Genomic DNA, 24,865 nt, shown 5'->3' with positions numbered 1-24,865 from the left:
CATGTTCTTTATATTGAAGAAAATATTTATCCCGCTATTCGCCGGGCAGTAAGACCCTCACCTCAAAATTCAACGGAAGCAAAGAAGTTAGGTGGAGGTCCTGCTGCCCGTAAAAGTCCGATTCGTGAGGGCTAATAATCAGTGGGCGATGAACAAAACCCCCACTGATTAAAGTTTCACTTTATACGTAAAAATATAAATTAATATGTAATAAATATCGAAAATTTGACTATTTTATGAACAAAACATTTGTACTTCTTATCAATTCGGTCTAAAATAGTTATGATGCAAAGTTCTTATAAATCGTTTCAATTGTTGTTTGGAAGATACTGAGGTGATTTAACTGGAGTACAAATCTATTAAACCGAAAAAAATTTACGAAGAAGTATCTGAAGCTATTTTAACAATGATTAAAAATGGTACGTTAAAACCTGGTGACAAACTACTCCCTGTGCATCAATTAGCTGAGCAGTTTCAAGTTGGCAGATCTGCTGTTCGTGAAGCGCTAAGTGCGCTAAGAGCGATGGGCTTAATTGAGATGAAACAAGGAGAAGGTACATATGTGAAGAACTTCGATTCTTCTTCATTAACGAAATCATTAAACAATAGATTATTAATGAAGAAAGAAGATATTTTGAATTTATTAGAAGTACGAAAGGTGCTTGAAGTGGGGGCAGTTCGAGTAGCGGCGGCAAAACGTACGGAAGATAATTTACAAAATATGAAACATTGGTTAGATGAAATGGCAAAGAGCATTGGAGATGAAAAGGCTGGCGAAAAAGCCGATTTTCAATTTCATATGGGAATTGCAGAGTCTTCGCATAATAACATTTTGCTTGAACTCATGAATCATGTTTCAGAGATGATTGCTGAAACAATTGGTGAATCAAGACGCATTATTTTATATGGTGAACAAACGACATCAGAACGACTTATAGAAGAGCATCAAGTTATATATGATGCGGTGTTAAAACAAGATGTAGAATTAGCGCAGCAAGCAATGCTAGATCATTTAACAAATGTAGAACATATTGTCACAGGTAAAAACGATATAAATTCGTAATTTAATCTTTTAAAAATTCAATTTTCTGATAAAATAGAGAAAGATTAAGTAAGCGTTTTCTTTAGAAGAGGGAGAGGATAGGCCATGGTTGAGCCTATTTCTTCTCTACTAAGTCATCTGATGACCATAGGTTTGTTGGTGAAGTTGTAAAAAGGGGGAGTAATAGTTATGAAAGTTACTTTATTTGTTACTTGTTTAGTCGATATGTTTGAAACAAATGTCGGCAAAGCAACAGTTGAAGTGTTGGAGCGTTTAGGTTGTGAAATTGAATTTCCAGAAGCACAAGTTTGTTGTGGTCAGCCTGCTTATAATAGCGGCCATGTAGAAGCAGCAAAAGAAGCGATGAAACATATGATTGAAACTTTCGAAGATGCAGAATATATTGTTACGCCATCTGGTTCTTGTGCGACAATGTTTCATGAGTATCCGCATGTTTTCAAAGATGATCCAAAGTGGGCTAAACGTGCACAAAAAGTTGCTGATAAAACTTATGAATTTACACAGTTTATTGTAGATGTTTTAAAAGTTACAGATGTTGGTGCAAGTTTACCAGGGATAGCTACTATTCATAAATCATGTCATATGACGCGTATGCTTGGAGTAAAAGAAGCACCAGGAATTTTATTATCAAATGTAAAAGGATTAACTGTGAGAGATTTGCCAAACGTGCAAAATTGTTGCGGGTTTGGGGGAACGTTTTCAGTTAAGATGACTCCAATTTCTGAGCAAATGGTAGACGAAAAAGTAGATAGTGTCATGGAAACAGGTGCAGATTATTTAATCGGTGCAGATTGTGGGTGTTTGTTAAACATTGGCGGACGTATTGAGCGTTTAGGAAAAGAAGTAAAAGTAATGCATATTGCTGAGGTACTGAATAGTCGCTCATGAAGGGGGAACATAAGCTATGTCTATGAAAATCAGTGAGAAAAAATTTAATGATCGCGTTGGTGATGGAATTCAAGATTCGTTTATGCGCGGAGCAGTATCTTCTGCACAAACGCGTTTATATACGAATCGCTTAAAAGCTGCAGATGAATTAGGAAACTGGGAAGAGTGGCGTGAACTAGGTGAACAAATTCGTCAACATACGTTAGAAAATCTGGATTATTACTTAATGCAGTTAAGTGAAAATGTATCAAAAAGAGGCGGACACGTGTACTTTGCGAAGACGAAAGAGGAAGCTGCAAAGTATATTCAAGACGTTGCCAAAAAGAAACAAGCGAAAAAAGTAGTAAAATCAAAGTCGCTGGTAACAGAAGAAATTAGTATGAACCATGCGCTTGAAGAGATTGGCTGTGAAGTGTTAGAGAGTGACTTAGGAGAGTATATTTTGCAAGTAGATAACGATCCACCTTCACATATTATTGCACCTGCACTTCATAAAAATAGAACGCAAATTCGCGATGTATTTAAAGAAAAGCTAGGCTATGAAAATTCTGATGACCCATATGAAATGACAAAGTTTGTTCGTAAACAACTTCGTGAGAAATTTATGGATGCAGAAATTGGTGTAACTGGTTGTAACTTTGCTGTTGCAAATACTGGATCTCTTTGTTTAGTAACGAATGAAGGTAATGCAGATCTTGTTATGTCAATTCCTAAAACACAAATTGCGGTAATGGGTATGGAACGTATGGTTCCGACAATGGAAGAATTAGATGTTTTAGTTGGTTTACTATGTCGTAGTGCAGTAGGTCAAAAATTAACAAGTTATGTAACAGTAGCAGGACCAATTCAAGAAGAGGAAGTTGATGGACCTGAAGAATTCCATTTAGTGGTTGTTGATAATGGTCGCTCTCAAATTCTTGGATCTGAATTCCGTTCCGTATTACAATGTATTCGTTGCGCTGCTTGTGTTAACGTATGTCCTGTATATCGTCACGTTGGTGGACATTCATATGGATCGATTTACTCAGGACCAATCGGTGCGGTATTAACACCGCTTCTAGGTGGATATGATGATTACAAAGAGCTTCCTTATGCATCTAGTTTATGCGGAGCATGTACAGAAGCTTGTCCAGTAAAAATTCCATTGCATGATTTATTATTAAAACATCGTCAAGTCATCGTTGAGCAAGAAGGTCGTGCACCACTTGCAGAAAAACTAGCGATGAAAATGTTTAGTATGGGTGCTTCTTCAGCTGCTTTATATAAAATGGGTTCAAAAATGGCACCAGCGGCAATGAGTCCATTTACATCTGGTAATCGTGTATCAAAAGGTGTTGGACCACTTAAAAACTGGACGGATATTCGTGAATTCCCAGCTCCAAGTAAAGAACGATTCCGTGATTGGTATAAAGATCATAAGAAAGGCGGGGATAAATAATGACAGGATTAATTCAAAACCGTGATGCCTTTCTAGATAACATTGCAAAAGAACTTGGGCGCGCACGTAAAACAGAAGGTGTTGAGCGTCCAGTATGGAAAAGTAATGTGAATATAGAAACGTTAAAAGATTATTCACAAGAAGAATTACTAGAAGTGTTTAAAAAGCAATGTACAAACATTCATACAACTGTAGTAGAAACGACAAATGACCGTTTAGGTGAAGACCTTCAAAAAGTAATCATGGAAAACGGCGGGGGACCTATTTTATTATCAGCAGATGATCGTTTTGATGCATATGGTTTAACATCTTTATTTAAAGAAGAACTTCCAAAGCGAGACGTTGAAGTAAACGTATGGGATCCAGAGAGAAAAGACGAAAATATGCGTTTAGCTGAAAAAGCGAATATTGGTATTGCATTTAGTGATTATACATTAGCCGAATCTGGTACAATTGTTGTACAAAGTCATAAAGGGCAGGGACGTTCTTTACACTTTTTACCGACTGTATATTTTGCTATTATTCCACGTGAAACACTTGTGCCTCGTATTACACAAGCAGTTCAGGATATGAACTCACGCGTAGAAAATGGGGAGACAGCGGCATCTTGTATTAACTTTATTACAGGGCCAAGTAACTCGGCTGACATTGAGATGAATCTTGTTGTCGGAGTACATGGACCATTAAAAGCAGTATATTTCATCGTATAAAAGAGGGGAAAGCAGGCCGGAAAATGGCCTGCTTTTTTAGTAGAATAAAGGATAATATGAAGTAGAAGTTCTCTCCTTTTTTTGCTATGTTTTTTTGGAAAGGAGAGGAAGGGATGTTCACTTATTTATATGCACTGTTAGCAGGGATGGTGTTTGGTTCTTTTTTTATGTTAGTTGCGGTGAGGGTTCCATTAGGTGCGTCTATTATTACCCCGCGTTCACATTGTTATTATTGCAAATATGTGCTAAGGCCAAAAGAACTAATCCCCATCATTTCATTTTATATACAAAGAGGCTGTTGTACGAATTGTAAGAGGAAAATTCCAATTATATATGTAGCATTTGAATGTATAACAGGAAGTATATTTCTTCTTACCGTGTATATGATTGGAATAGAACGAGAACTTATTATCGTTTTATCCCTTTTTTCGCTACTTCTTATTATTTCAGTTACAGATTACTTATATATGTTAATTCCTGATTGTATTTTAATTTCGTTTGCCGTTTTACTCATTCTCGAAAGTATTTTTGTACAATTAGTTACTTGGACAGATAGTATAGTTGGTAGTGGTGTTATATTCCTTTTGTTATATTGCATGCAAAAGATATATCCAGAAGGGCTTGGCGGAGGAGATATAAAACTACTTTCGTTACTTGGTTTTATAGTAGGAGTGAAGGGAGTTTTTATCGTTTTATTTTTAGCATCTTGTTTTAGTCTTTGTTTTTTCGGGATTGGTATCGTATTAAAACGTATAGAAGTAGGAAAGCCAATTCCATTTGGTCCTTTTATTAGTCTTGGGGCAATGTGTTATGTATTGGCCGCATATTCAAATTAGAGAGGGAGTCAAAAATGAACGTATATATGGATGATCAAAGAAGTTGCCCGTTCGGGTATGTGTCCGCAACTACGGTAGAATGTGCCTTGCAAATGGTTCGGAATTAGGATGTGAATATTCTTTCCCTTGATTTTAATATGGGGTGGAGAGCAAAAAATGGACTAGATTTTGTAGAAGCTTTTTGTACAGAGGGATTATATGTGAATGAAATTCACCTTCATACGAATGATGTCATCGGTATGCACAAGATGAAACAGAGAATGGATAAGGGAAAAGAAGAAGGAGAAATTAATCCTCACCTTGTTGTTAAATACGTGGGAAGCTAAAAACTCCAAAGTAAAACTTTGGAGTTTTTAATGTTTCATATGTGCTTGTAAAGGAATAATCTCTTCTTGTTGAGCTGCTGCGATTTCAGTTTCTTCCTGTTGAACTTCAGGTGTTTTCTTTGTTAAGTAGTGGTATACCATACCGACAAATACTGATCCGCCAATAATGTTACCGATTGTAACAGGAATTAAGTTATGAATAGCACCTGAAAAAGAAATTGTCTCAGGATGCGGTGAAACTAAAGATAAAGCAAAGAGTGATAAGTTTGCAATACTATGTTCGTAACCAGATAAGAAGAATGTGAAAACAAGTAGCATCATGACTATTATTTTTGCTGTGTCACCTTTAACCTGAGAAGGTAAGAAACAAGCAAGACATACGAGCCAGTTACATAAAATGGCTTTAAAGAATAACTGCATTGTAGGTGTGTTCATCTTTCCTTCAACGACTTTACTCATTAAGTGACCGTGATCAATTGCTTCAAAAATTCCAGTTGCGTAAAATAGTAAGGCAAAGAATAACGCGCCGGCTAAGTTACCTGCATAACAAGCAACCCAGTTACGTAGTGTATCAGAAATCGTTGTTTCTTTTCTTAAAGTTGCTACAGTAAAGTACATTGTGTTCCCAGTAAACAATTCAGCACCGCCATATATAATAAGTACGAGAGCAATCCCGAAAAACATAGAAGCAGCTAAATAAGTTGCTGGTGAATCTGCAATGTGAAAAAAGTTACCTAATTTAAAACATAGTACAATAATAAAACCGATATAAATACCCGCAAGTGCAGCACGAATGAAATATTGCATTGGGTTTGTATCTAGTATTTTCTTTTTGCTTTTAGCCAGTTTGACAACATAATCTAGTCCTTGTTCTAGCATGAGTAATACGCTCCTTTAGTAAATCTTCTATAAATACTCCTTATATGAATAAAGTACATGGAATTGTTCTCACTTTCAATAAGTTTGTGCAATGTTTCACAAAAAGGACATACATACATTAAGAAAACGTTTACAAAAGGTAGTATAATGGAATTTTTTCTGGACATTGGGAGGAAGAAAGAAAAAGAAAAAGCGCTGTAATTACAGCGCTTTTTCGTCTAAATTCTTTTCTACTTTTACTTCTACTTCTTTTGAGAAGAACCAACCACCAACTGCGATTCCGACTAATACAATCCAGAATGTAAGCTTCCACGGAGTGGATTCTGGGAATGAATGTGGAATTACATTTAATGCAGGGTGTGCTAATGTATAAACTGCTAGCTTCACACCAACCCAACCTACAATTAAGAATGCTGCGGTTTCAAGTCCTGGTTTACGTTTTAAGATTTGTACGAAAGCAGTTGCTGCAAATCGCATAATGATTAATCCGATAAGTCCACCTACAAAGATAACAACGAATTGCCCAGTATCAAGACTACCAATTGTACCTAATCCTGTTTTTGGTAAAGTCATTGCTAGTGCAACAGCAGCTAAAATTGAATCAACTGCGAAGGCGATATCAGCAACCTCAACTTTAAATACAGTCCACCAAAAGTTCTCTTGTTTTTTCTTTGCTTCTTTTTCTTCTGTTTCTTCATCTGTGTTCTTTTTAACATATGTTTTAAATAAGTGATTACCAGCGATAAACATAAGGTAGATGGCACCGATTGCTTGCACTTGCCATACATCGACTAAGAACGAAATCATAAATAACGATCCAAATCGGAAAACAAATGCCCCCGCTAATCCATAAAATAGTGCTTTCTTTCTTTTTTCTTCTGGTAAATGTTTTACCATAATTGCAAGAACAAGAGCGTTATCAGCCGCTAAAATCCCTTCAAGTGCAATTAGGATGAGTAATACCCAACCATACTCCAATAATAATGATACATCCATGTACATTCTCCTCTCATTTCTATAAGTTCTAAATAAGTGAAGAATTTCCCCACTATTTAGTTTCCCCATACTCCTGCCTATTAACTTTGGAAGAATTTGGAAGTGAATGCAAAAAAGACCTCTGCCGTTAATAGGCAAAGGTCTTGCTAGACATATGTAATAAAAAATGCCAACAAAGCCGGAAGAACTAAGTTCTACGTAATGACGACTTTGTTTCCAAGGAATATTCTTGGACGCTACTCCCCTTTGGAGATATGTTATTGTATTCTCATTATATGGATAATTTATACGGTTGTCAACCTGTTAAAATATCTTCATTCGGATATTTTATTTTCAGGTTCTTTTTACGAGCAAATGAAAAAGCCAATGTTAAAGGACCCATTTTCCCGAAAAACATCATAAAGATAATAATAGCTTTTCCGATTATAGTTAAGTGGGGTGTTAAATTCATACTGAGGCCAACAGTCCCAAATGCTGAAAATACTTCGAAAGCACTCATCAATAGAGGAACTCGCTCAGTAATACTCAAAATTAAAATAGCAAAAAAGATAAATGAAATTGAAATAATAGTAATGGTTAATGATTTGACAATGAGAGTATCTTTAATGGATTTTTTAAATACGACAATATCCTCTTGTTGTTGTAAAAATTTAAATACGCCAAAAAATATGATTAAAAATGTTGTTAACTTAATCCCACCACCAGTTGAAGCGCTACCAGCACCAATAAACATAAGGAGCATCATTAATAGAAGAGAAGGTTTTGACAATGTAGAAATATCAACTGTATTAAACCCGGCAGTTCGCGTTGTAATTGCTTGAAAATAAGAGGCTAATCCTTCTTCAAATGGGGTAAAACCTCTCATAGAAAGGGAGTTATGGAACTCGAATATAAAAATAAAAAGGGTAGCAATAATGTTGACGATTAGAGTAGAAGAGAGCATAAGTTTTGAATGTAGTGTAAGGTTTTTAAAGTTTTTCTTTCTTTTTATGTCTACGATTACTGTAAAACCAATTCCACCTAAAATGATGAGAGAGGAAATGACGAGATTGACAAGAATGCTATGAGAATGGGACATTAAATTATCGCTCCACACAGAAAAGCCAGCATTGTTAAAGGCTGAGATTGAATGGAAAAAACTATAATAGATCCCTTTCATAACCCCATATTTTGGTACCCATTCAAAAGAAAGAATTATAGTAGCGATACATTCGACTGTAAAAGAGAATAAAAATAATGCTTTGGCAAGACGGATGATGCCGCCGATATTCGTTTGATTTAATGCTTGTTGCAGTAAAATCCGATTTTGAAGACCGATTTTTCTTCCGAGCATAATCGCAATTAAGACAGCAAAGCTCATAATGCCAAGCCCGCCAACTTGTATAAGCGTTAAAATGACACATTGTCCAAACAAAGTAAATACTTTTCCAGTATCTACAACACCAAGCCCAGTAACAGTACAAGCGGAAACGGTTGTAAATAAGGCATCGAGCCATGAAATGGACGTTGTCGTAGCAATGGGTAGTTTTAATAAACATGTGCCGACAACTGATAATACAAGAAAAGACAAAGTAAGAACGCGGGGAGGGCTCATGCTAATATTAATCCGTTTCATTTCACATATCGCTCCTTTCGTTTTGCTTTGATTAGTATGTGAAAAAGCACCATTATGTATGTTGAAAATAGAAAGAGGCAGAGAATATCTGCCTCTAAGCCATATGTTATATTATTATCCACGTAATTGTTGTTGAGCTAAAGCAACAAGACGTTTTGTTACTTCACCGCCAACTGAACCGTTAGAACGAGATGCTGTATTAGATCCTAAACTTACACCAAATTCTTGTGCAATTTCATATTTAAATTGTTCAAGTGCTTGTTCTGCACCTGGAACTAATAATTTGTTTGTTTTTACCATGTTGATACACATCCTTATGAGTAGTCCAGTTCAGCTAAGTTCTTATCTAAACTGGTAACGTTATTTTATGTGGAAACGACGTACTCATACGCGGAAGTAATCGGTGCGATTAGAAGTTCTTGGATAGAAAAAAGAGTAGCAAATTTGCTACTCTTTTTTTAGTATTGTCGCTGTTCCTTCCACGACAATATCATCTGATTGATTATATATGTTTGTTTGCAGCGTAATGATTTTTTTATCATCACGCTTCTTAATAACCTCTGCCACAACGCGAAGTGTATCACCGATTTTGACAGGGGCACGGAATGAAACATTTTGGGATAAATAAATCGTATTTTTGCCTGGGAGTTTCGTTCCAAGGATGGTAGAAATAAAACTCGAAACGAGCATACCGTGAGCAATACGTTCTTTAAACATTGTCGTTTTTGCAAAAGAATCTAAAATGTGAATAGGATTCACATCCCCAGTCAATTTTGCAAAATTGATAACATCTTCATCTGTAATTGTTTTTGTAAGGGATGCTTGATCACCGACTTGAATCTCATCATAACGAAGCTCCGGAACAGTTTGTGCTTCTTGAAATGGATTCATTTTGTCCTCCTTCTTTTCCATATCGAAAAATGTTAGCCATCTTGATGTAGTAGGAGGAAGAAAGAGTTTTGTTTGTGCTGCGGTTAGCTCCCACATTTTTCTTACTTGATGGAAGTAAATAGATTTTTTGAGTTTTCCTCGAACTTTTTTGCGAGTTCCAACTGTTTTGACTTGAACTCTTCCAAAAAACCCTCTAACTGTTTTTGAGCCTCTTCACGTTGTAATTGTTGTTGCTCAATAAATTGTTTTGTTGTTTCTTCAAATTGGCCGCTTGTTTGGGTAAGAATTGACAATGATGTTTTTGTAGGAGAAACAGTAAGCTGATGCATATGAGCAGAAAGTTCCTTCCATTTGTCCTGCCACTCGTTAATTTGATCATTTAAGGAGTTTCCAGTTAATTGTTTCACGTAATCTGTATATTGGTTATTGAACTGAGCAGTGAGTTGTTGTAGTTCTTTTTCTAGTTCATCTACTCCTGATGTTAATTTATGCAAAGCGTCTTGTTGTTGTTTTAATGTTTCTAAAGTAAGTTGCTCTAATTGCTTCCCAGCTGAAGAGAAAAGGGAAAGTGATTGAGACCAGTTTTTCCAAAATGCATCGACTAATTCGTATGGTTTAGTTTCCATTGTTTGACCCCCAAATGTTTTTTTGCATATTGTGAACGCAGATTACTCTGCTGTACCACCAGGTGAAGATGAAGAATCCGTTTCATCCTTTTCTGGAGAAGTAGAAAATGGAAAGAATGCATTGGTGTATAACGTGAAAAACGTTCGCAACATATTTTGATAATGTTCAAAAGAAGTCGCACATGTTGTTAAATATTGCTCTCCATATTCAGTTAAAGAATAAATTCTTTTTGCCGGCCCTCCATCGCTTGTATCCCAAGTAGAAGAAATAAGGTTTTCTTTTTCTAATTTGCGTAGTGTTCTATAAACATTACCTTGGTCAACAGAAGAAAAGCCGATATCCATTAGCATTTGAATAAGTTTGTAACCATGAAGACTCCAGTCTTTTAGACAGAGAAGTAAGAAGGGAACTAAGAAGTTTTTTGGCATGGAGTTTGGTTGTTTCGCTTGGTTGCTCTCCAAACTTTCGCGTTGTTCTGGTTCATTTTGTAGCATGATTGTGCATCACCTCATGAATCAGTTAGATGGAATTTTTTGCTTATAAGTGCAATTTACACCTATCTGTTTTTAAAGTCAACACATTTGTTAGAAAATAGAAAAAAATAAAATATAGACTTGAAGTTTTATTCAGAATATTAGAAAATAGCGAATAGGTTGAATTGTTTCAAAAACGAAAAAGGGAGTGTAGGTAAAGTGATTGATCAAAAATTCGATCCACTACAAGCATGGAAAAATGCTTATGAACAAACCGAAACATTTTGGGGAAAAGCGCTCAATGAAACAATTAAAACAGAAGAATATTCTGCTTGGATGGGCAGCGTTCTAGATTTGAATTTGTTTTATCAAAAAGCATTAAATGATACGACAAAAAACTATTTAGAACAAGTAAATGTGCCGACGAAAGAGGATATCGCAAGAGTGGCTACGCTTGTTATTAACTTAGAAAATAAAGTAGATAACATTGAGGAGTTTCTAGAGGAGAAAGTAGATTCTTTAGGGCAAGCTCCTACATTAAAGCGTGATGTAACGAAAGTAAAACAAGATATTCGTACGCTTGAAACAAAAGTAGATCAAATTTTAGAATTGCTAGAAAAGCAAAATGCAGTACTAGCTAAACTACAAGTACCTGTAAAAGAAGAGGTAAAGCCTGCGAATAAACCAGAAAATAAAAAATGATAAAAGCGCTTGTTTATAACAGATAAAAGAGAGAGGGAGAATCTCTTTTCACGTATAAACAGCGAAACATAATTATATATGGACTCTATAGTATGAGTACCAAAATGATTCATAACAATCGTTCACAAATTCATTTAAGGGGGAAAAGAAATGGTTCAATTAAATGGAAAAGTAGCAATCGTAACAGGTGGAGCAAAAGGAATTGGAAAAGCAATTACAGTAGCATTAGCACAAGAGGGAGCGAAAGTAGTTATTAACTATAATAGCAGTAAAGAAGCAGCTGAAAATTTAGTAAATGAATTAGGAAAAGACGGACATGACGTTTATGCAGTGCAAGCGGATGTTTCTAAAGTAGAAGATGCAAACCGACTTGTAGAAGAAGCTGTGAATCATTTTGGTAAAGTTGATATTCTTGTTAATAATGCTGGTATTACAAGAGACCGTACATTCAAAAAGTTAAATCGTGAAGATTGGGAGCGCGTAATTGACGTGAATTTAAGCAGCGTATTTAATACGACAAGTGCGGTTCTTCCATACATAACGGAAGCAGAAGAAGGAAGAATTATTAGCATTTCTTCTATTATTGGTCAAGCAGGTGGATTTGGCCAAACAAACTACTCAGCAGCAAAAGCGGGGATGTTAGGATTTACAAAATCATTAGCGTTAGAACTTGCAAAAACAAATGTCACTGTAAATGCTATTTGCCCAGGATTTATTGATACTGAAATGGTAGCAGAAGTACCAGAAGAAGTACGTCAAAAAATCGTTGCAAAAATCCCGAAAAAACGTTTTGGTCAAGCTGATGAAATTGCAAAAGGTGTAGTATACCTATGCCGTGACGGTGCGTATATCACAGGTCAACAATTAAACATTAACGGCGGATTATATATGTAATGAAGTAAGAAAAAAGTGCATATCCATAGCAGGAATGCACTTCTTTTTTTTAAGAAGGAAATCGACCAAAAAGGAGATAGAAAAATGACTACATTCGCAACAGAATGGGAAAAGCAATTAGAGCTATACCCAGAAGAGTACCGAAAAGCATACCGCCGAGTGAAAAGGGCGAGTGAAATTTTATTACGTGAACCAGAGCCGCAAGTCGGATTAACGCCGAAAGAGGTTATTTGGACGAAGAATAAGACGAAGCTTTATCGCTACATTCCAAAACAAGAAAAAACACAAAGAGTTCCAATTCTGTTAATATATGCTCTTATTAATAAACCATATATTATGGATTTAACTCCTGGAAATAGTTTAGTGGAATATCTAGTGGATCGTGGTTTTGATGTATATATGCTTGATTGGGGCACATTTGGTTTAGAAGATAGTCATTTGAAATTTGATGATTTCGTGTTTGATTATATTGCAAAAGCAGTAAAAAAAGTAATGCGAACTGCAAAATCGGACGAGATTTCTTTACTTGGTTATTGCATGGGTGGAACGCTAACTTCTATTTATGCAGCGCTTCATCCGCACATGCCAATTCGTAATTTAATTTTCATGACAAGTCCTTTTGATTTCTCTGAAACAGGATTGTATGGTCCTTTATTAGATGAGAAATACTTCAATTTAGATAAAGCGGTTGATACATTTGGAAATATTCCGCCAGAAATGATTGATTTCGGAAACAAAATGTTAAAGCCAATTACGAACTTTGTTGGTCCATATGTTGCTCTAGTAGATCGTTCAGAGAATGAACGCTTCGTCGAAAGCTGGAGATTGGTTCAAAAGTGGGTTGGTGATGGTATTCCGTTCCCAGGTGAATCATACAGACAGTGGATTCGTGATTTTTATCAAAATAATAAATTGGTTAAGGGTGAACTCGTTATTCGCGGACAAAAGGTAGATCTTGCAAATATTAAGGCGAATGTCTTAAATATTTCCGGGAAACGTGATCATATCGCTTTGCCATGTCAAGTAGAAGCATTACTAGACCATATTTCTAGCACAGATAAACAATATGTATGTTTACCGACAGGGCATATGTCTATCGTTTACGGTGGAACAGCTGTAAAACAAACATATCCGACGATTGGAAATTGGCTTGAAGAGCGTTCTAATTAAAAATAAAAAATCCAACTAGCCTATGTTAGTTGGATTTTTTTATGAAAAATAACAAAACATAGAAAGGAGAAATTTATATTTTAGGAGTATAATTATGAAACTTATGATGGGTAAGTTGTTTTGGAATACAGGAGTTTCTGTACCTTGTTATCCACTGTTAGAAAATGATATGATATGTGATGTGCTCGTAGTCGGAAGTGGCGAAGCCGGTGCTCATATAGCGCATTCGTTAGCGGAAATTGGCATGAGTGTTACACTTATTGAAAAAAGAGTAATTGCATGTGGTAGCACAGCTGCTAATACAGGTTTACTACAATTTCTTCATGATAAATCGTTAACCTCTCTTATCCATACATTGGGTAAAGAAAAAGGGGTACGAGCATATAAGCTTTGTTATGAAGCGCTAAGAACAATGGAAGAGGTTATACCGACTCTTGATATTAATCCCCATTTTATTCCGCGAAATAGTTTATATTATGCAAGTAAAAGTGAGGATGTCTCATTTTTACAAGAGGAGTACAATACGTTACAGAATTATGGATTTCCTGTTGAGTATTTTACAGAATCTGATATTAAGAAACGTTATCCTTTCATAAAACAAGCGGCATTATATACACACGGTGATGCCGAGGTGAATCCGTATTTATTAGCGCACAGTCTTTTGCATAAAGCAAATCAAATGGGAGCTAATATATATGAACATACAGAGGCAATACATATAAAGAAACGCAAAAATGATTTAATTTGTTACACGAAAACAGGAAATCAAATTGTAGCAAAGAATATTATTATGGCGACAGGTTATGAAGCGCTTTTTGGAAAGAAAGAAAAAATACAACAGTAGACACCTCTTATGCAATTGTAACAAATGAAATAGATCAGTTTGAAGGCTGGCATGAGCGATCGTTAATTTGGGAAACGGCACGGCCCTACTTATATTTTCGAACGTATCGAAACCGCATTATTGTAGGCGGATTAGATGAAGCGCTGCAAATTCAAACAATTGGTGATACGAAATTATTGCATAAGCGTGATATCCTTATTAATATTGTAAAAGAGATGTTCCCGCAGTATAAAAATATACAGGCAGACTACTATTGGGCAGCTGCATTTGGTGGTACTCATGATGGTCTCCCCATTTTAAAAGAAGACGAAAAGATACATAATTTGTTTTACGCATTGCCGTATGGAGGTAATGGAACTGTATATGGAATGGTCTTTGCCAAATTATTTGAGCAGTTACTTACAAATAAAGAAAGTAAAGATTTTTCTTTATTTAATCGATAGAAAAAAGGTAGCGAAGTGATGGAATGAGAGATATAAAAAAGTTTTTACAAAAATTACGTCCTGTACAACTCATCGTTTTGTTTTATTTGTTAGCAGTAGTTGTATCGGTGATATTGCTTAGTTTACCGTTTGTTACGAAGCCTGGTGTGAAATGGACATTTATAGATGCGCTTTTTACATCGGTTAGTGCGGTAAGCGTTACGGGACTGTCTGTTATTACGATTTCAGATACGTTTACTACAGCAGGAATTATTGTTTTAGCCCTTATTCTACAATTAGGCGGCTTAGGAATTATGGCGCTTGGTACATTTGTTTGGATCATTACGGGGAAAAAGATTGGTTTGCAAAGAAGAAGATTAATTATGGCAGACCATAATCAAGGGAATTTATCGGGTCTTGTAGAATTGATGCGTTCTATTTTGATTGTAATTATTTCAATAGAACTTATTGGAGCAATCCTATTAGGTACAAGATTTTTACTTTATTTTCCGACTTGGCAAGAAGCTTATTTTCACGGTTTCTTTGCAGCTGTTAGTGCAACTACGAACGGCGGATTTGATTTAACAGGACAATCATTAATTCCTTATAAAAAGGATTATATTGTTCAAATGATTCATATGTTACTAATTATTTTAGGAGCGATTGGTTTCCCTGTGCTAATGGAAGTGAAACAATTCCTTAGTAAAAGGAGACAACAATTATTCCGTTTTTCATTATTTACAAAATTGACGACAACAACATTTTTTGCACTCGTTGTTGTTGGTACAATTATGATTTTTTTACTGGAGAGAAATCATTTTTTAGTAGGAAAGTCATGGCATGAAACTGTCTTTTATACATTATTCCAATCTGTGACGACGCGAAGTGGTGGACTTGCTACGATGGATATACGTGAATTGTCACAACCGACGCTTTTATTTATGAGTATATTAATGTTTATAGGGGCATCTCCAAGTTCGGTTGGGGGCGGAATACGTACAACAACATTTGCTGTTAGTATATTGTCACTATACACCTTTGCAAGGGGCGGTAGAACAGTTAGAGTCTTCAAACGTCAGCTACATGAAGAGGATGTACTGAAAGCATCTGTCGTTATGACGATGGGGATTTTGTTATGTGCTACTGCGCTATTCATTTTATCTATTACGGAAAATGTACCGCTTATGAGCCTAATTGTTGAAGTTTGTTCTGCTTTCGGAACGACGGGACTATCAACAGGTGTTACGCCTGATTTAACAACTGTTGGGAAACTTGTACTTATTGTGCTTATGTTTATCGGACGCGTTGGCATTTTAACATTTATTTTAGCTAGTGGTGGAAGGGAACAACCACCTCGCTATAAATACCCGAAAGAGCGGATTATTATTGGATAGTATGAAACCATTCTACCTACGTTAGGTAGAATGGTTTTTTAGTCGTTAATGCCAAATTGTGGATGCATAAAAGCTTCATTTTTATTATCCGCTTCGTTTTTTAGCAATTCTTGATTTTCTTCTGAAATCCAGCCAATATCATTTGTAGGATGGATCCACTCATCGCCAGCCATAATGGCAGGATCTACTTCATCACTCCAATTGTTAAGCGGACTGTTCTCGGAATTATATTTACTGTCTCCAATTACAACATCATATTGATTCACAAAAGGTTGTTGCATCGTTTTTCCTGTTCCTTTAAAAGATGGAAAATTCATTTGATGCGGGAGCGTTTCGTCTAAAATCGGTGATTGAATCTTTTCTTTTTTCTTCAAAATCATCGCTCCTTTTTATAATGGTTTCTTCATATGTAGTATTTCCATCGAACGCCTCTTATGTACTTGTTAACACTTGCCAGTAATAATTGTTTTAAGTTGTTTCAAAATAGAGTAGAAAGTGATTTCTTGAGAGCAGGTGAATGTATTGGTAAAAAGAAAAGTGAAACAAAATGCGGCAATCAATAATAATAAAACTCCGAAAGAAAGCTTACCAGATGCAGAATTTGCATTAGAGTATGAAGGAGAAAATAGCGCAAAGTATGCTAATCGTAATTCAAAAAAAGGGAAACAAAAATGAGGCGTTTTTTACAAACGCCTCATTTTTTTGTGGGATTATAAAGGTTTTTTTAATTATTTGTAAATTTAGTGTTTTCTATTAGCAGAAAAATGCGAAAAAACATAGAAGTAGCAACGTATTACACAAAAACAAACAACAAACAAAAGATTAATGTTGGTTTAATACTGCTTTTACACTAGTTGTTTATATTTGAGTTGTACATAAGATTTGTAAAAGGAGAGAGAAACAGTGAAAAAAACAATCTTTAAAGCTGTAGCGACTGGAATGGTATTTTCGTTATTAATGGGGTGTGGTGCAAAGAAAGAAGAAAGTGCTGGAGCGAAAGTGAAAGATGACAAATTATCTGGATCATTAACTGTTTACACAGCCATTGAAGAAGAGCTTGTACCAATTTATCTTGATTCCTTTAAAAAGAAATATCCTGATGTGAAATTGAACATTGTACGTGATTCAACAGGAGTTATTACTGCGAAATTACTAGCTGAAGGGAAAAATACACAAGCAGATGTTGTATGGGGAACTGCGGCATCAAGTCTATTAGCTTTAGATAAAAAAGATATGTTAAAAGGATACTCTCCAAAAGGAGCAGATCGTGTTCTTCCACAATTTAAAGATGATAAGCAACCTGAAAAATGGGTAGGAAATACTGCATTTATGACGGGGATTGCTGTAAATAAAGAAGAGTTAAAGAAGAAAAATTTACCGATGCCAGAATCATATGAAGATTTAACGAAACCAGAGTATAAAGGAACACTTGTTATGCCACATCCAGCATCATCTGGAACAGGATTTTTAACAGTTTCTGCATGGCTACAAATTATGGGTGAAGATAAAGGCTGGGATTACATGAAGAAACTTCATGATAATATGGCAAGTTATACGCATTCAGGTTCAAAACCAGCGAAATTAGCAGGAGCAGGTGAATATCCAGTCGGTGTATCAATGGTTTATAGTGCTTTAAAAGAGAAACAAAAAGGTGCACCAGTTGAAGTTGTACTGCCGAAAGAAGGATTAGGATGGGAAGTAGAAGCGAACGCACTTATTAAGAAAGATAATGCGAAAAATGATAAATTAGCGCAAGCATTTTTAGATTGGGCAATTACTGATGATGTAATGAAGTTATACTTTGAGAAAAATGGATTTGCGACAATTAAAAATGACTATAAACTTCCAGAGGGATTCCCGAAAGATGTTACGGAAAAATTATATAAAAAGAATGACTTTAAATGGGCAGCAGAAAATCGCGACAAAATTTTAGAAAAATGGGAAAAAGAGTTTGGCCAAAAAGCAGAACCGAAAAAGTAAGTGAGTGGGAGAGAGAAAAATGAGCGAATATTTATCAATTCAACACATTCAAAAACAGTTTGATGCATTTACAGCGTTAAAAGATATTTCTTTTACTGTGAAAAAAAATGAGTTTGTTTGTTTATTAGGCCCAAGTGGCTGTGGGAAAACGACGTTGCTTCGCATTTTAGCGGGACTAGAGGAACCAACGACTGGCAGTATAGCTGTGAATGGAAAAGATATTACAGCATTGCCTCCTGGAAAGAGAAACTTCGGAATGGTTTTCCAATCGTATGCTTTATTTCCGAATTTAACAGCACTTGAAAATATTGAATACGGCTTAAAGACAAAAAAATATGGGAAAGCAGAAGTGAAAGAGAAAGCGCTAGATGCGTTAAAACTTGTAGATTTGCTGAATGTAAAAGATAAATATCCTGCTCAAATGTCTGGTGGACAACAGCAGCGAGTAGCACTTGCACGTGCGCTCGCTCTGTCTCCAGATATTTTGTTACTCGATGAGCCGTTATCAGCTTTAGATGCAAAAGTGCGTGAAAAATTACGTAGGGAAATGCGTGATTTGCAAGAGAAAATAGGAGTAACGACGATTATGGTAACGCATGATCAAGAAGAGGCATTAACGATGGCTGATAAAATTGTTGTAATGAATCATGCGGAAATTATGCAGATTGGAACACCAGAGGAGATTTATCAAAGACCAGCCAATCCGTTTGTGGCAGATTTTATTGGTTCTATTAATTTCTTTTCGAAAAATAACGAAGAACATGCAATTCGTCCTGAACATGTAACAATTGTACAAAAGGACGGTATTAAATCAGTTGTGGAAAGTATGGAATTTCGCGGATCTGTATATCGGACGGAAGTGCGAGTCTTAGAAGAAAACACACACCTTTATAATGAGAAAATTGTAGTGGATATATTAGCATCAGAAGTAGAAGCAACGGCTATTAGAAAAGGAAAGCCGATTCAAATCTCTTTCTCAGAAAATCATATGTTGTCATATGGAAAGAAGGTCATTGTATAGATGGAGATGTTAGAAAACTATAAGGTAGAAAGTACGAAAAAAAAGATTAAGAGAAGTATAGGGAAAGAGGAATGGATCCAAAGGCTCGTAATTATCGGTATGATTTTTTCTTTCCTTATCATACTTGTATTACCGCTATTACAACTATTTACACAAGCTTTTTATAATAAAGATGGAGTTTTCGTTGGTTTATCGAATTTCAGTAAATATTTCACAACACCAACTTTAGTTCAGTCTTTACAAAATACAGTATGGATTTCGGGCGCAACAACAATTATTTCAGTTGCAATCGCATTCGTTTACGCATATGCAATTGCCCGTACGAATGTTTTTGGAAAGCGTGTATTTCAGTATGTAGCGTTATTACCATTGTTTGCACCAACAATGATGCACGGTATAGCACTTACATATTTATTTGGTAATCAAGGGCTAGTAACGAAAGGAATGTTTGGTTTATTTGAAGGTATACAAATCCCTTTATATGGACCAGTAGGAATTGTAATAGCTGAAGTTATGTATACATTTCCGCAAGCCTTTCTCATATTGCTAATTGCCTTTCAAGGATCTGATTATCGTTTATATGAAGCTTCTAATATGTTAGGAGCCAGTAAAACAAAGCAATTTTTCACGGTTACTTTACCTAGTGTAAAGTACGGATTAATTAGTGCAATGTTTGTTGTGTTTACACTTAGTTTTACTGATTTTGGGGCACCAAAAATTGTTGGTGGGCAATATAATGTGCTTGCTACTGACGTATACAAACAAGTAATTGGACAGCAAAATATGCCGATGGGTGCAACTGTCGGAATGATTTTATTAATCCCAGCTATATTCGCATTTGTAGTTGATCGTATTACGCAAAGAAAGCAGGCGAATTTCTTATCTTCAAAAGCAGTACCATACAGAATAATAGCTAATAAGAAAAGAGATGTAATCTCATTCATATATTGTAGTGTGATTACCCTTATGATCATTCTATTATTTGTTGCAGTTGGTATTGCTGCAAGTGTGAAAGTATGGCCATATAATATGAGTTTTACATTTGAGCATTTTAATTTTTCAAGTTTAACAGGAGATGGACTTGAAGCATTTAAAAATAGCGTAATTGTTTCAGCAGTTACAGCAGTTATTGGGGCGATTTTAACAATTGCATTCGCATATGCAATTGAGAAAATAGACCAGCTACAATTTTTTAGAAAAACAGGTTACTTTTTCTCTATAGTGCCGTTAGCGATACCAGGTTTAGTACTCGGATTAGGATATGTCTTTTTCTTTAGTCAACCAACGATTCAAATTCTTGGACTATCAGTAACGAATCCGTTTCATTCTTTATACGGAACAATCGCTGTATTAGTACTAGTAAATATCATTCATTTTTATTCTGTAACATTTGTCACGGCAACGACTGCCTTAAAGAAATTAGACCGAGAGTTTGAGCTTGTTTCGCAGTCGATGGGTATTCCGTTTTATAAAACATTCTTCCGAGTAACAGTACCAATGTGTTTACCAGCAATTTTAGAAATGGTAATGTACTACTTCGTAAATTCAATGGTAACTGTATCGGCAGTTGTATTCCTATATGCAGCTGATTTTAAACTAGCTGCCGTATCAATCGTAAATATGGATGATGCAGGAAATGTAGCGCCAGCAGCTGCAATGAGTGTACTTATTGTTGTTACAAATATTGTAGTGAGAGTTGTATATGAATGGGGAACGAAAGCACTTCGTAACCGAACTTCACAATGGCAAAAAAGATAAGTAAGAAGGGTGATGGACAGAATGAAAATTGAAGCAGTTATTTTTGATTGGGCAGGTACGACGGTTGATTACGGATGCTTTGCACCGCTAGAAGTATTCATGAAGATTTTTCATAAACGCGGCGTTGAAATTACAGCAGAAGAAGCACGTAAGCCAATGGGATTATTAAAAATAGATCATGTAAGGGCACTAACAGAAATGCCTCGTATTGCGGATGAGTGGAAGCGTGTCTTCGGTCAATTACCAACAGAAGCAGACATTCATGAGATGTATGAAGAGTTTGAAGAAATTCTCTTTTCTATTTTACCAAGTTATGCTACGCCGATTGATGGGGTAAAAGAAGTAATCGCTTCTTTACGTGAGAGAGGCATTAAAATCGGTTCAACAACGGGCTATACGAGAGAAATGATGGAAATTGTAGCAAAGGAAGCAGTGTTACAAGGATATAAACCTGATTTTCTTGTTACGCCAGATGATGTTCCAGCAGGCCGTCCATATCCATGGATGTGCTATAAAAATGCAATGGAACTTGGTGTGTATCCGATGAACCATATGATAAAAGTAGGGGACACAGTATCAGATATGAAAGAAGGTAGAAATGCTGGAATGTGGACAGTTGGTGTAATTCTTGGAAGTAGTGAGCTTGGTTTAACGGAAGAGGAAGTGGAGAGTATGGATTCGGTAGAGCTTCGTGAAAAAATAGAAATAGTTCGTAATCGGTTTGTTGAAAATGGGGCTCATTTTACGATTGAAACGATGCAGGAGCTCGAAAACGTAATGGAACATATCGAGAAACAAGAACTTATTATTTCATAAAAGGGGCACGGGATCATGAATGAAAATCACTACTTATTATTAACACCAGGACCATTAACGACAACAAAATCAGTAAAAGAAGTTATGCTATACGATTGGTGTACGTGGGATGATGAATATAATACGATGGTGCAAGAAGTAAGAGCTAAACTTGTATCGTTAGCGACGAAGGAAGAAGAGAAATATACAACAGTGTTAATGCAAGGAAGCGGTACGTTTTCAGTTGAAGCAGTAATTGGTTCTGTTATTCCGGCAAATGGGAAGCTTCTCGTTTGTACAAATGGTGCGTACGGTAAGCGAATTGTGCAAATGGCAGAGATGTTACAGATTGATGTAGTGATCAGTCAAACAGAAGAGTGGGAACCTACTAATATTGTAGAAGTAGAAAAGTTATTGCAAGAAGATAAAGAGATTACGCATATTGCAGTTGTTCATTGTGAAACAACGACAGGAATTATAAATCCAATTGTAGATGTATGTAAATTAGGACAACAGTATGGAAAGGTTACAATTGTTGATGCGATGAGTAGTTTCGGCGGGATTGAAATAGACATTGCTGATTTACAAATTGATTTTTTAATTAGTAGTGCAAATAAGTGTATTCAAGGGGTTCCTGGATTCGGATTTGTAATCGCAAAACGTGATGAATTATTGAAGTGTAAAGGGCAAGGACGCTCTTTATCTCTTGATTTATATGATCAATGGGAAACGATGGAAAAACAAAATGGGAAATGGCGTTTTACTTCGCCTACACATGTTGTACATGCTTTTTATCAAGCGCTACTTGAGCTAGAAAAAGAAGGTGGAGTAAGAGCGCGTTACAATCGATATTACAACAATCAAAAACTACTAGTGAATAGAATGGGAGAAATCGGATTTAAGCCACTAGTAGATAAGAAATATCAATCTCCTATTATTACATCTTTCATTTATCCAAAAGAGGGGTTTGAGTTTCAACAGTTATATAACGAATTAAAGCGTTATGGATTTGTTATTTACCCTGGGAAAATTTCGAAAGTAGATACGTTCCGCATTGGAAATATCGGTGATGTACATGAAGAAGATATTAATCGCTTAGTTGATTGTATGGCTAAAGGAGCTGTTATTGGGTGAAAGTATTTTGCTTAGGTGGAGCAGGTAAAATTTGTCGTGAAGCTATTTTGGATTTAGTTCAATTTTCATCTTTTGAGACGATTACTGTAGCCGATTTTAACGAGGAAGAGGGCCGTAAAGTAGTAGAATGGCTCAACGATCCTCGTGTTGATTTTGTAAAAGTAGATGTAACGAATCACGAGGATACGGTTGCAAAAATGAAAGGTTATGACATTGTAATGGACGGTACGACGATAAAGCTAAACGGATTGTCGACTCGCTGTATTGCAGAAGCAGGCTGTCACGGTGTGAACTTAAATGGATTTGGTGAAGAAAATGAATCGCATGCTATATTTGTTCAAAATGAAAAAACATGTTTACCTGGATTTGGCATGACGCCAGGTGTAACGCAAATGATGGCAATGCATGCAGCAAATCAACTGGATACTGTAGAGTCCGTCCGTGTAAGTCACGGTTCGTATCGTCCGATTGCTTTTTCTGCTTCAATTACAGAGACAACGACATATGAATATGATCCACATTTATCATCGCGTATAGTGTATGAAGATGGTGAATTTAAGCAAGTACTTCCGTTTGCGCGTCCGAGAGAAATAGAGTTGCCAGCGCCTTATGGTAAGGCAACACAGTATATCATTCCGCATTCTGAAACGATTACGTTAGCAAAGGCACTAGAAAATAAAGGTGTCAAACTGATAGAGACGAGAGGAACTTGGCCAAAGCAAAATATGCAACTTGTACGTGCTTTATATGATTACGGCATATTGCGTAATGATCAGATTGAAATAAACGGGAAAGAAATAGGAATTATGGATTGTATTTCGCAGTATTTATTGCAATCGAAAGAAGGTCAAGAAACAGAGCTTTATGGTTATGCACTTCATGTAGAAGTAATAGGTATGAAAAATAATGAGAAGCAAAGACATGTGTTATATCATACACATCCGTTATCTGATGGTTCTGTTGTAGGATGGGAAAAATTAAGAGCGTATACGAGAAACGTCGGTATTCCATTTGGTGTTGCTACAGAGTTAATTGCAAATGGAAATGTAAATAGGGTGGGTGTTGTTACGCCTGAAGAAGCCTTTGAAAATCCACAATTGATTTTTGATGAGCTAGCAAAGCGCGGTATTCATATTCATGAAGAAGTTTCTACTTATAAAGAAAATTATAACTTTGTATAAGTAAGGAAGTTTATAAGGGAGATATAAATGAGGTGAAGCTATGTCTGTAGTAGGAGAAGAAAGAAAGCGAACCATTCTTGAAAAGGTAGAATTTAAAGGGAAAGTAAAGGTCTCAGAATTAGCGAGAGAATTTGCTGTATCAACAGAAACGATTCGTCGATATTTAGAAGAATTAGATCGTGAAAAGAAGCTGAAAAAAGTGTATGGTGGAGCTGTTCAACTTCCAGGCGCTGGAGTAGAGGCACCAATGTTAGAAAGAGAAATGCTACATATAGAAGAGAAGAAAAGAATTGGTTATAAAGCAGCGACATTTGTAGAAGATGGTGATGTCATTGCAATTGATGATGGAAGTACACCGCTTCAGATGGTTCCATACCTTGTTCATCGTAAGAACTTAACAATTGTAACAAGTTCATTTCCAGTCGCAACACAATTAATTTCTTCTATTAATAAAAAGATGTTTCATGGTGAAGTTTTATTTATAGGTGGAAAAGTATCTCCAAAGCATTCGCGTGTATCAGGGTCTATTTCTCAGCAAGTCATACAGCAATTCCATTTTCATAAAGCGTTTGTTTCGATTGATGGGTTATTACCTAGTTTTGGAGTTTCCAGCTTTGAATTAGAGAAAGCGAAATTGTCAGAGGCGATGATGAAATTAGCTGAGAAAACATATATTTTATGTGATCATACGAAGGTAGGCGTGAAAGGGAATTATCGTATAGCAGCAATTTCGCGTATTCAACACGTAATTTGTGATAAAAAAATGCCATATAGCTTTGAAGAAGAACTTATGAAGCATAATATTCAGTGGACAGTTTGTTAAATACA

General features: G+C 35.9%; 25 protein-coding genes, 2 pseudogenes and 1 riboswitch. Of the genes and pseudogenes, 19 read left to right on the top strand and 8 right to left on the bottom strand.

What is annotated here, in order from left to right:
* Window positions 1-373: 373 nt before the first annotated feature.
* The 6 genes and pseudogenes from MR168_RS04155 to MR168_RS04130 all read left to right on the top strand — a co-directional run bounded on the left by MR168_RS04155 (window position 374) and on the right by MR168_RS04130 (window position 5,261).
* Window positions 374-1,063: a FadR/GntR family transcriptional regulator gene (locus MR168_RS04155; protein ID WP_254904515.1), complete on the top strand. Its 690-nt coding sequence runs from the start codon at window positions 374-376 to the stop codon at window positions 1,061-1,063.
* A 168-nt stretch (window positions 1,064-1,231) separates the two neighbouring features.
* Window positions 1,232-1,951 (top strand): (Fe-S)-binding protein, encoded by a 720-nt coding sequence (locus MR168_RS04150; RefSeq protein WP_000869148.1) that lies wholly within the window; start codon window positions 1,232-1,234, stop codon window positions 1,949-1,951.
* Window positions 1,952-1,967: 16 nt separating this feature from the next.
* Entirely contained in the window at window positions 1,968-3,389 is a 1,422-nt protein-coding gene (locus MR168_RS04145) for a LutB/LldF family L-lactate oxidation iron-sulfur protein (RefSeq protein WP_242291195.1), read from the top strand.
* Window positions 3,389-4,099, top strand: a complete 711-nt coding sequence (locus tag MR168_RS04140) for a LutC/YkgG family protein (protein ID WP_000147187.1) — start codon at window positions 3,389-3,391, stop codon at window positions 4,097-4,099. Before MR168_RS04145 ends, MR168_RS04140 begins: the two co-directional genes overlap by 1 nt.
* Before the next feature lie 113 nt (window positions 4,100-4,212).
* Complete coding sequence (locus tag MR168_RS04135) at window positions 4,213-4,935, top strand: prepilin peptidase (RefSeq protein ID WP_016122146.1); 723 nt, start codon at window positions 4,213-4,215, stop codon at window positions 4,933-4,935.
* Window positions 4,936-4,949: 14 nt separating this feature from the next.
* A pseudogene (locus MR168_RS04130) lies at window positions 4,950-5,261 on the top strand (cyclic-phosphate processing receiver domain-containing protein).
* Window positions 5,262-5,288: 27 nt separating this feature from the next.
* On the opposite strand, the gene MR168_RS04125 reads toward MR168_RS04130, so the two are convergent.
* From MR168_RS04125 to phaQ, 7 genes are all read right to left on the bottom strand, one after another.
* Entirely contained in the window at window positions 5,289-6,140 is an 852-nt protein-coding gene (locus tag MR168_RS04125; protein ID WP_000893026.1) for a formate/nitrite transporter family protein, read from the bottom strand.
* Between the two features lie 201 nt (window positions 6,141-6,341).
* Window positions 6,342-7,136, bottom strand: coding sequence for a TerC family protein (locus tag MR168_RS04120; protein ID WP_000383326.1), 795 nt, complete (start codon window positions 7,134-7,136; stop codon window positions 6,342-6,344).
* Window positions 7,137-7,226: 90 nt separating this feature from the next.
* Window positions 7,227-7,393: riboswitch (yybP-ykoY riboswitch) on the bottom strand.
* A 38-nt stretch (window positions 7,394-7,431) separates the two neighbouring features.
* Complete coding sequence (locus MR168_RS04115; protein WP_086411851.1) at window positions 7,432-8,751, bottom strand: TrkH family potassium uptake protein; 1,320 nt, start codon at window positions 8,749-8,751, stop codon at window positions 7,432-7,434.
* 114 nt (window positions 8,752-8,865) lie between these two features.
* Complete coding sequence (locus MR168_RS04110; RefSeq protein WP_000241212.1) at window positions 8,866-9,051, bottom strand: alpha/beta-type small acid-soluble spore protein; 186 nt, start codon at window positions 9,049-9,051, stop codon at window positions 8,866-8,868.
* 147 nt (window positions 9,052-9,198) lie between these two features.
* Entirely contained in the window at window positions 9,199-9,642 is a 444-nt protein-coding gene (locus MR168_RS04105) for a MaoC family dehydratase (protein WP_001067916.1), read from the bottom strand.
* 101 nt (window positions 9,643-9,743) lie between these two features.
* Complete coding sequence (gene phaP / locus MR168_RS04100; RefSeq protein WP_000448594.1) at window positions 9,744-10,268, bottom strand: polyhydroxyalkanoic acid inclusion protein PhaP; 525 nt, start codon at window positions 10,266-10,268, stop codon at window positions 9,744-9,746.
* A gap of 42 nt (window positions 10,269-10,310) precedes the next feature.
* Window positions 10,311-10,763, bottom strand: a complete 453-nt coding sequence (phaQ, locus tag MR168_RS04095; RefSeq protein WP_000939956.1) for a poly-beta-hydroxybutyrate-responsive repressor — start codon at window positions 10,761-10,763, stop codon at window positions 10,311-10,313.
* 198 nt (window positions 10,764-10,961) lie between these two features.
* On the opposite strand from phaQ, the gene phaR reads away from it, so the two are divergent.
* From phaR to MR168_RS04070, 5 genes and pseudogenes are all read left to right on the top strand, one after another.
* On the top strand, window positions 10,962-11,444 hold the full coding sequence (gene phaR / locus MR168_RS04090) for a polyhydroxyalkanoic acid synthase subunit PhaR (RefSeq protein ID WP_000566942.1): 483 nt from the start codon (window positions 10,962-10,964) through the stop codon (window positions 11,442-11,444).
* Window positions 11,445-11,594: 150 nt separating this feature from the next.
* Entirely contained in the window at window positions 11,595-12,338 is a 744-nt protein-coding gene (locus MR168_RS04085) for an acetoacetyl-CoA reductase (RefSeq protein ID WP_000250407.1), read from the top strand.
* A gap of 84 nt (window positions 12,339-12,422) precedes the next feature.
* Entirely contained in the window at window positions 12,423-13,508 is a 1,086-nt protein-coding gene (gene phaC, locus MR168_RS04080) for a class III poly(R)-hydroxyalkanoic acid synthase subunit PhaC (protein ID WP_000206336.1), read from the top strand.
* A gap of 94 nt (window positions 13,509-13,602) precedes the next feature.
* A pseudogene (locus MR168_RS04075) lies at window positions 13,603-14,795 on the top strand (NAD(P)/FAD-dependent oxidoreductase).
* 23 nt (window positions 14,796-14,818) lie between these two features.
* The gene (locus MR168_RS04070) at window positions 14,819-16,168 is read left to right on the top strand and encodes a TrkH family potassium uptake protein (protein ID WP_001204707.1); all 1,350 of its coding nucleotides are present in this window, start codon (window positions 14,819-14,821) and stop codon (window positions 16,166-16,168) included.
* A 38-nt stretch (window positions 16,169-16,206) separates the two neighbouring features.
* On the opposite strand, the gene MR168_RS04065 is transcribed toward MR168_RS04070, so the two are convergent.
* Window positions 16,207-16,542 (bottom strand): DUF3905 domain-containing protein, encoded by a 336-nt coding sequence (locus MR168_RS04065; RefSeq protein ID WP_000726024.1) that lies wholly within the window; start codon window positions 16,540-16,542, stop codon window positions 16,207-16,209.
* Between the two features lie 148 nt (window positions 16,543-16,690).
* On the opposite strand from MR168_RS04065, the gene MR168_RS04060 reads away from it, so the two are divergent.
* The 8 genes from MR168_RS04060 (at window position 16,691) to MR168_RS04025 (ending at window position 24,860) form a co-directional block, all read left to right on the top strand.
* Window positions 16,691-16,843: a hypothetical protein gene (locus MR168_RS04060; protein WP_000240799.1), complete on the top strand. Its 153-nt coding sequence runs from the start codon at window positions 16,691-16,693 to the stop codon at window positions 16,841-16,843.
* 228 nt (window positions 16,844-17,071) lie between these two features.
* The gene (locus MR168_RS04055; RefSeq protein ID WP_000750893.1) at window positions 17,072-18,148 is read left to right on the top strand and encodes a putative 2-aminoethylphosphonate ABC transporter substrate-binding protein; all 1,077 of its coding nucleotides are present in this window, start codon (window positions 17,072-17,074) and stop codon (window positions 18,146-18,148) included.
* Between the two features lie 19 nt (window positions 18,149-18,167).
* A complete protein-coding gene (locus tag MR168_RS04050; protein WP_000006189.1) occupies window positions 18,168-19,169 on the top strand; it encodes a putative 2-aminoethylphosphonate ABC transporter ATP-binding protein in 1,002 nt (333 codons plus the stop codon).
* Window positions 19,170-20,927, top strand: a complete 1,758-nt coding sequence (locus MR168_RS04045; RefSeq protein WP_140159363.1) for a putative 2-aminoethylphosphonate ABC transporter permease subunit — start codon at window positions 19,170-19,172, stop codon at window positions 20,925-20,927.
* A 21-nt stretch (window positions 20,928-20,948) separates the two neighbouring features.
* Complete coding sequence (phnX, locus tag MR168_RS04040; RefSeq protein WP_006917745.1) at window positions 20,949-21,743, top strand: phosphonoacetaldehyde hydrolase; 795 nt, start codon at window positions 20,949-20,951, stop codon at window positions 21,741-21,743.
* Between the two features lie 15 nt (window positions 21,744-21,758).
* Window positions 21,759-22,856, top strand: coding sequence for a 2-aminoethylphosphonate--pyruvate transaminase (gene phnW, locus MR168_RS04035; RefSeq protein WP_001004775.1), 1,098 nt, complete (start codon window positions 21,759-21,761; stop codon window positions 22,854-22,856).
* Window positions 22,853-24,037 carry a saccharopine dehydrogenase family protein gene (locus MR168_RS04030; protein ID WP_000862165.1) on the top strand — a complete coding sequence of 395 codons (1,185 nt, stop codon included), beginning with the start codon at window positions 22,853-22,855 and terminating at the stop codon, window positions 24,035-24,037. The genes phnW and MR168_RS04030 overlap by 4 nt, the downstream gene beginning before the upstream one ends.
* 40 nt (window positions 24,038-24,077) lie before the next feature.
* Complete coding sequence (locus tag MR168_RS04025) at window positions 24,078-24,860, top strand: DeoR/GlpR family DNA-binding transcription regulator (RefSeq protein ID WP_000117668.1); 783 nt, start codon at window positions 24,078-24,080, stop codon at window positions 24,858-24,860.
* The last annotated feature ends 5 nt before the right edge of the window (window positions 24,861-24,865 follow it).

It is taken from the genome of Bacillus cereus group sp. BfR-BA-01356 (assembly GCF_022663635.1).
GTDB classification, from domain to species: Bacteria; Bacillota; Bacilli; order Bacillales; family Bacillaceae_G; genus Bacillus_A; species Bacillus_A cereus.
Note: the sequence above shows the minus strand (reverse complement) of the source record. Positions and strands in the feature narration are given on the sequence as shown.

Coding starts and splice junctions, on each gene's coding strand:
- MR168_RS04045 (WP_140159363.1), top strand. CDS start 19,170: ATGGAGATGTTAGAAAACTATAAGGTAGAAAGTACGAAAAAAAAGATT.
- MR168_RS04140 (WP_000147187.1), top strand. CDS start 3,389: ATGACAGGATTAATTCAAAACCGTGATGCCTTTCTAGATAACATTGCA.
- MR168_RS04050 (WP_000006189.1), top strand. CDS start 18,168: ATGAGCGAATATTTATCAATTCAACACATTCAAAAACAGTTTGATGCA.
- phnW (WP_001004775.1), top strand. CDS start 21,759: ATGAATGAAAATCACTACTTATTATTAACACCAGGACCATTAACGACA.
- MR168_RS04085 (WP_000250407.1), top strand. CDS start 11,595: ATGGTTCAATTAAATGGAAAAGTAGCAATCGTAACAGGTGGAGCAAAA.
- MR168_RS04135 (WP_016122146.1), top strand. CDS start 4,213: ATGTTCACTTATTTATATGCACTGTTAGCAGGGATGGTGTTTGGTTCT.
- MR168_RS04145 (WP_242291195.1), top strand. CDS start 1,968: ATGTCTATGAAAATCAGTGAGAAAAAATTTAATGATCGCGTTGGTGAT.
- MR168_RS04125 (WP_000893026.1), bottom strand. CDS start 6,140: ATGCTAGAACAAGGACTAGATTATGTTGTCAAACTGGCTAAAAGCAAA.
- phaQ (WP_000939956.1), bottom strand. CDS start 10,763: ATGCTACAAAATGAACCAGAACAACGCGAAAGTTTGGAGAGCAACCAA.
- phnX (WP_006917745.1), top strand. CDS start 20,949: ATGAAAATTGAAGCAGTTATTTTTGATTGGGCAGGTACGACGGTTGAT.
- MR168_RS04105 (WP_001067916.1), bottom strand. CDS start 9,642: ATGAATCCATTTCAAGAAGCACAAACTGTTCCGGAGCTTCGTTATGAT.
- phaP (WP_000448594.1), bottom strand. CDS start 10,268: ATGGAAACTAAACCATACGAATTAGTCGATGCATTTTGGAAAAACTGG.
- phaC (WP_000206336.1), top strand. CDS start 12,423: ATGACTACATTCGCAACAGAATGGGAAAAGCAATTAGAGCTATACCCA.
- MR168_RS04070 (WP_001204707.1), top strand. CDS start 14,819: ATGAGAGATATAAAAAAGTTTTTACAAAAATTACGTCCTGTACAACTC.
- MR168_RS04120 (WP_000383326.1), bottom strand. CDS start 7,136: ATGGATGTATCATTATTATTGGAGTATGGTTGGGTATTACTCATCCTA.
- MR168_RS04025 (WP_000117668.1), top strand. CDS start 24,078: ATGTCTGTAGTAGGAGAAGAAAGAAAGCGAACCATTCTTGAAAAGGTA.
- MR168_RS04115 (WP_086411851.1), bottom strand. CDS start 8,751: ATGAAACGGATTAATATTAGCATGAGCCCTCCCCGCGTTCTTACTTTG.
- MR168_RS04110 (WP_000241212.1), bottom strand. CDS start 9,051: ATGGTAAAAACAAACAAATTATTAGTTCCAGGTGCAGAACAAGCACTT.
- MR168_RS04150 (WP_000869148.1), top strand. CDS start 1,232: ATGAAAGTTACTTTATTTGTTACTTGTTTAGTCGATATGTTTGAAACA.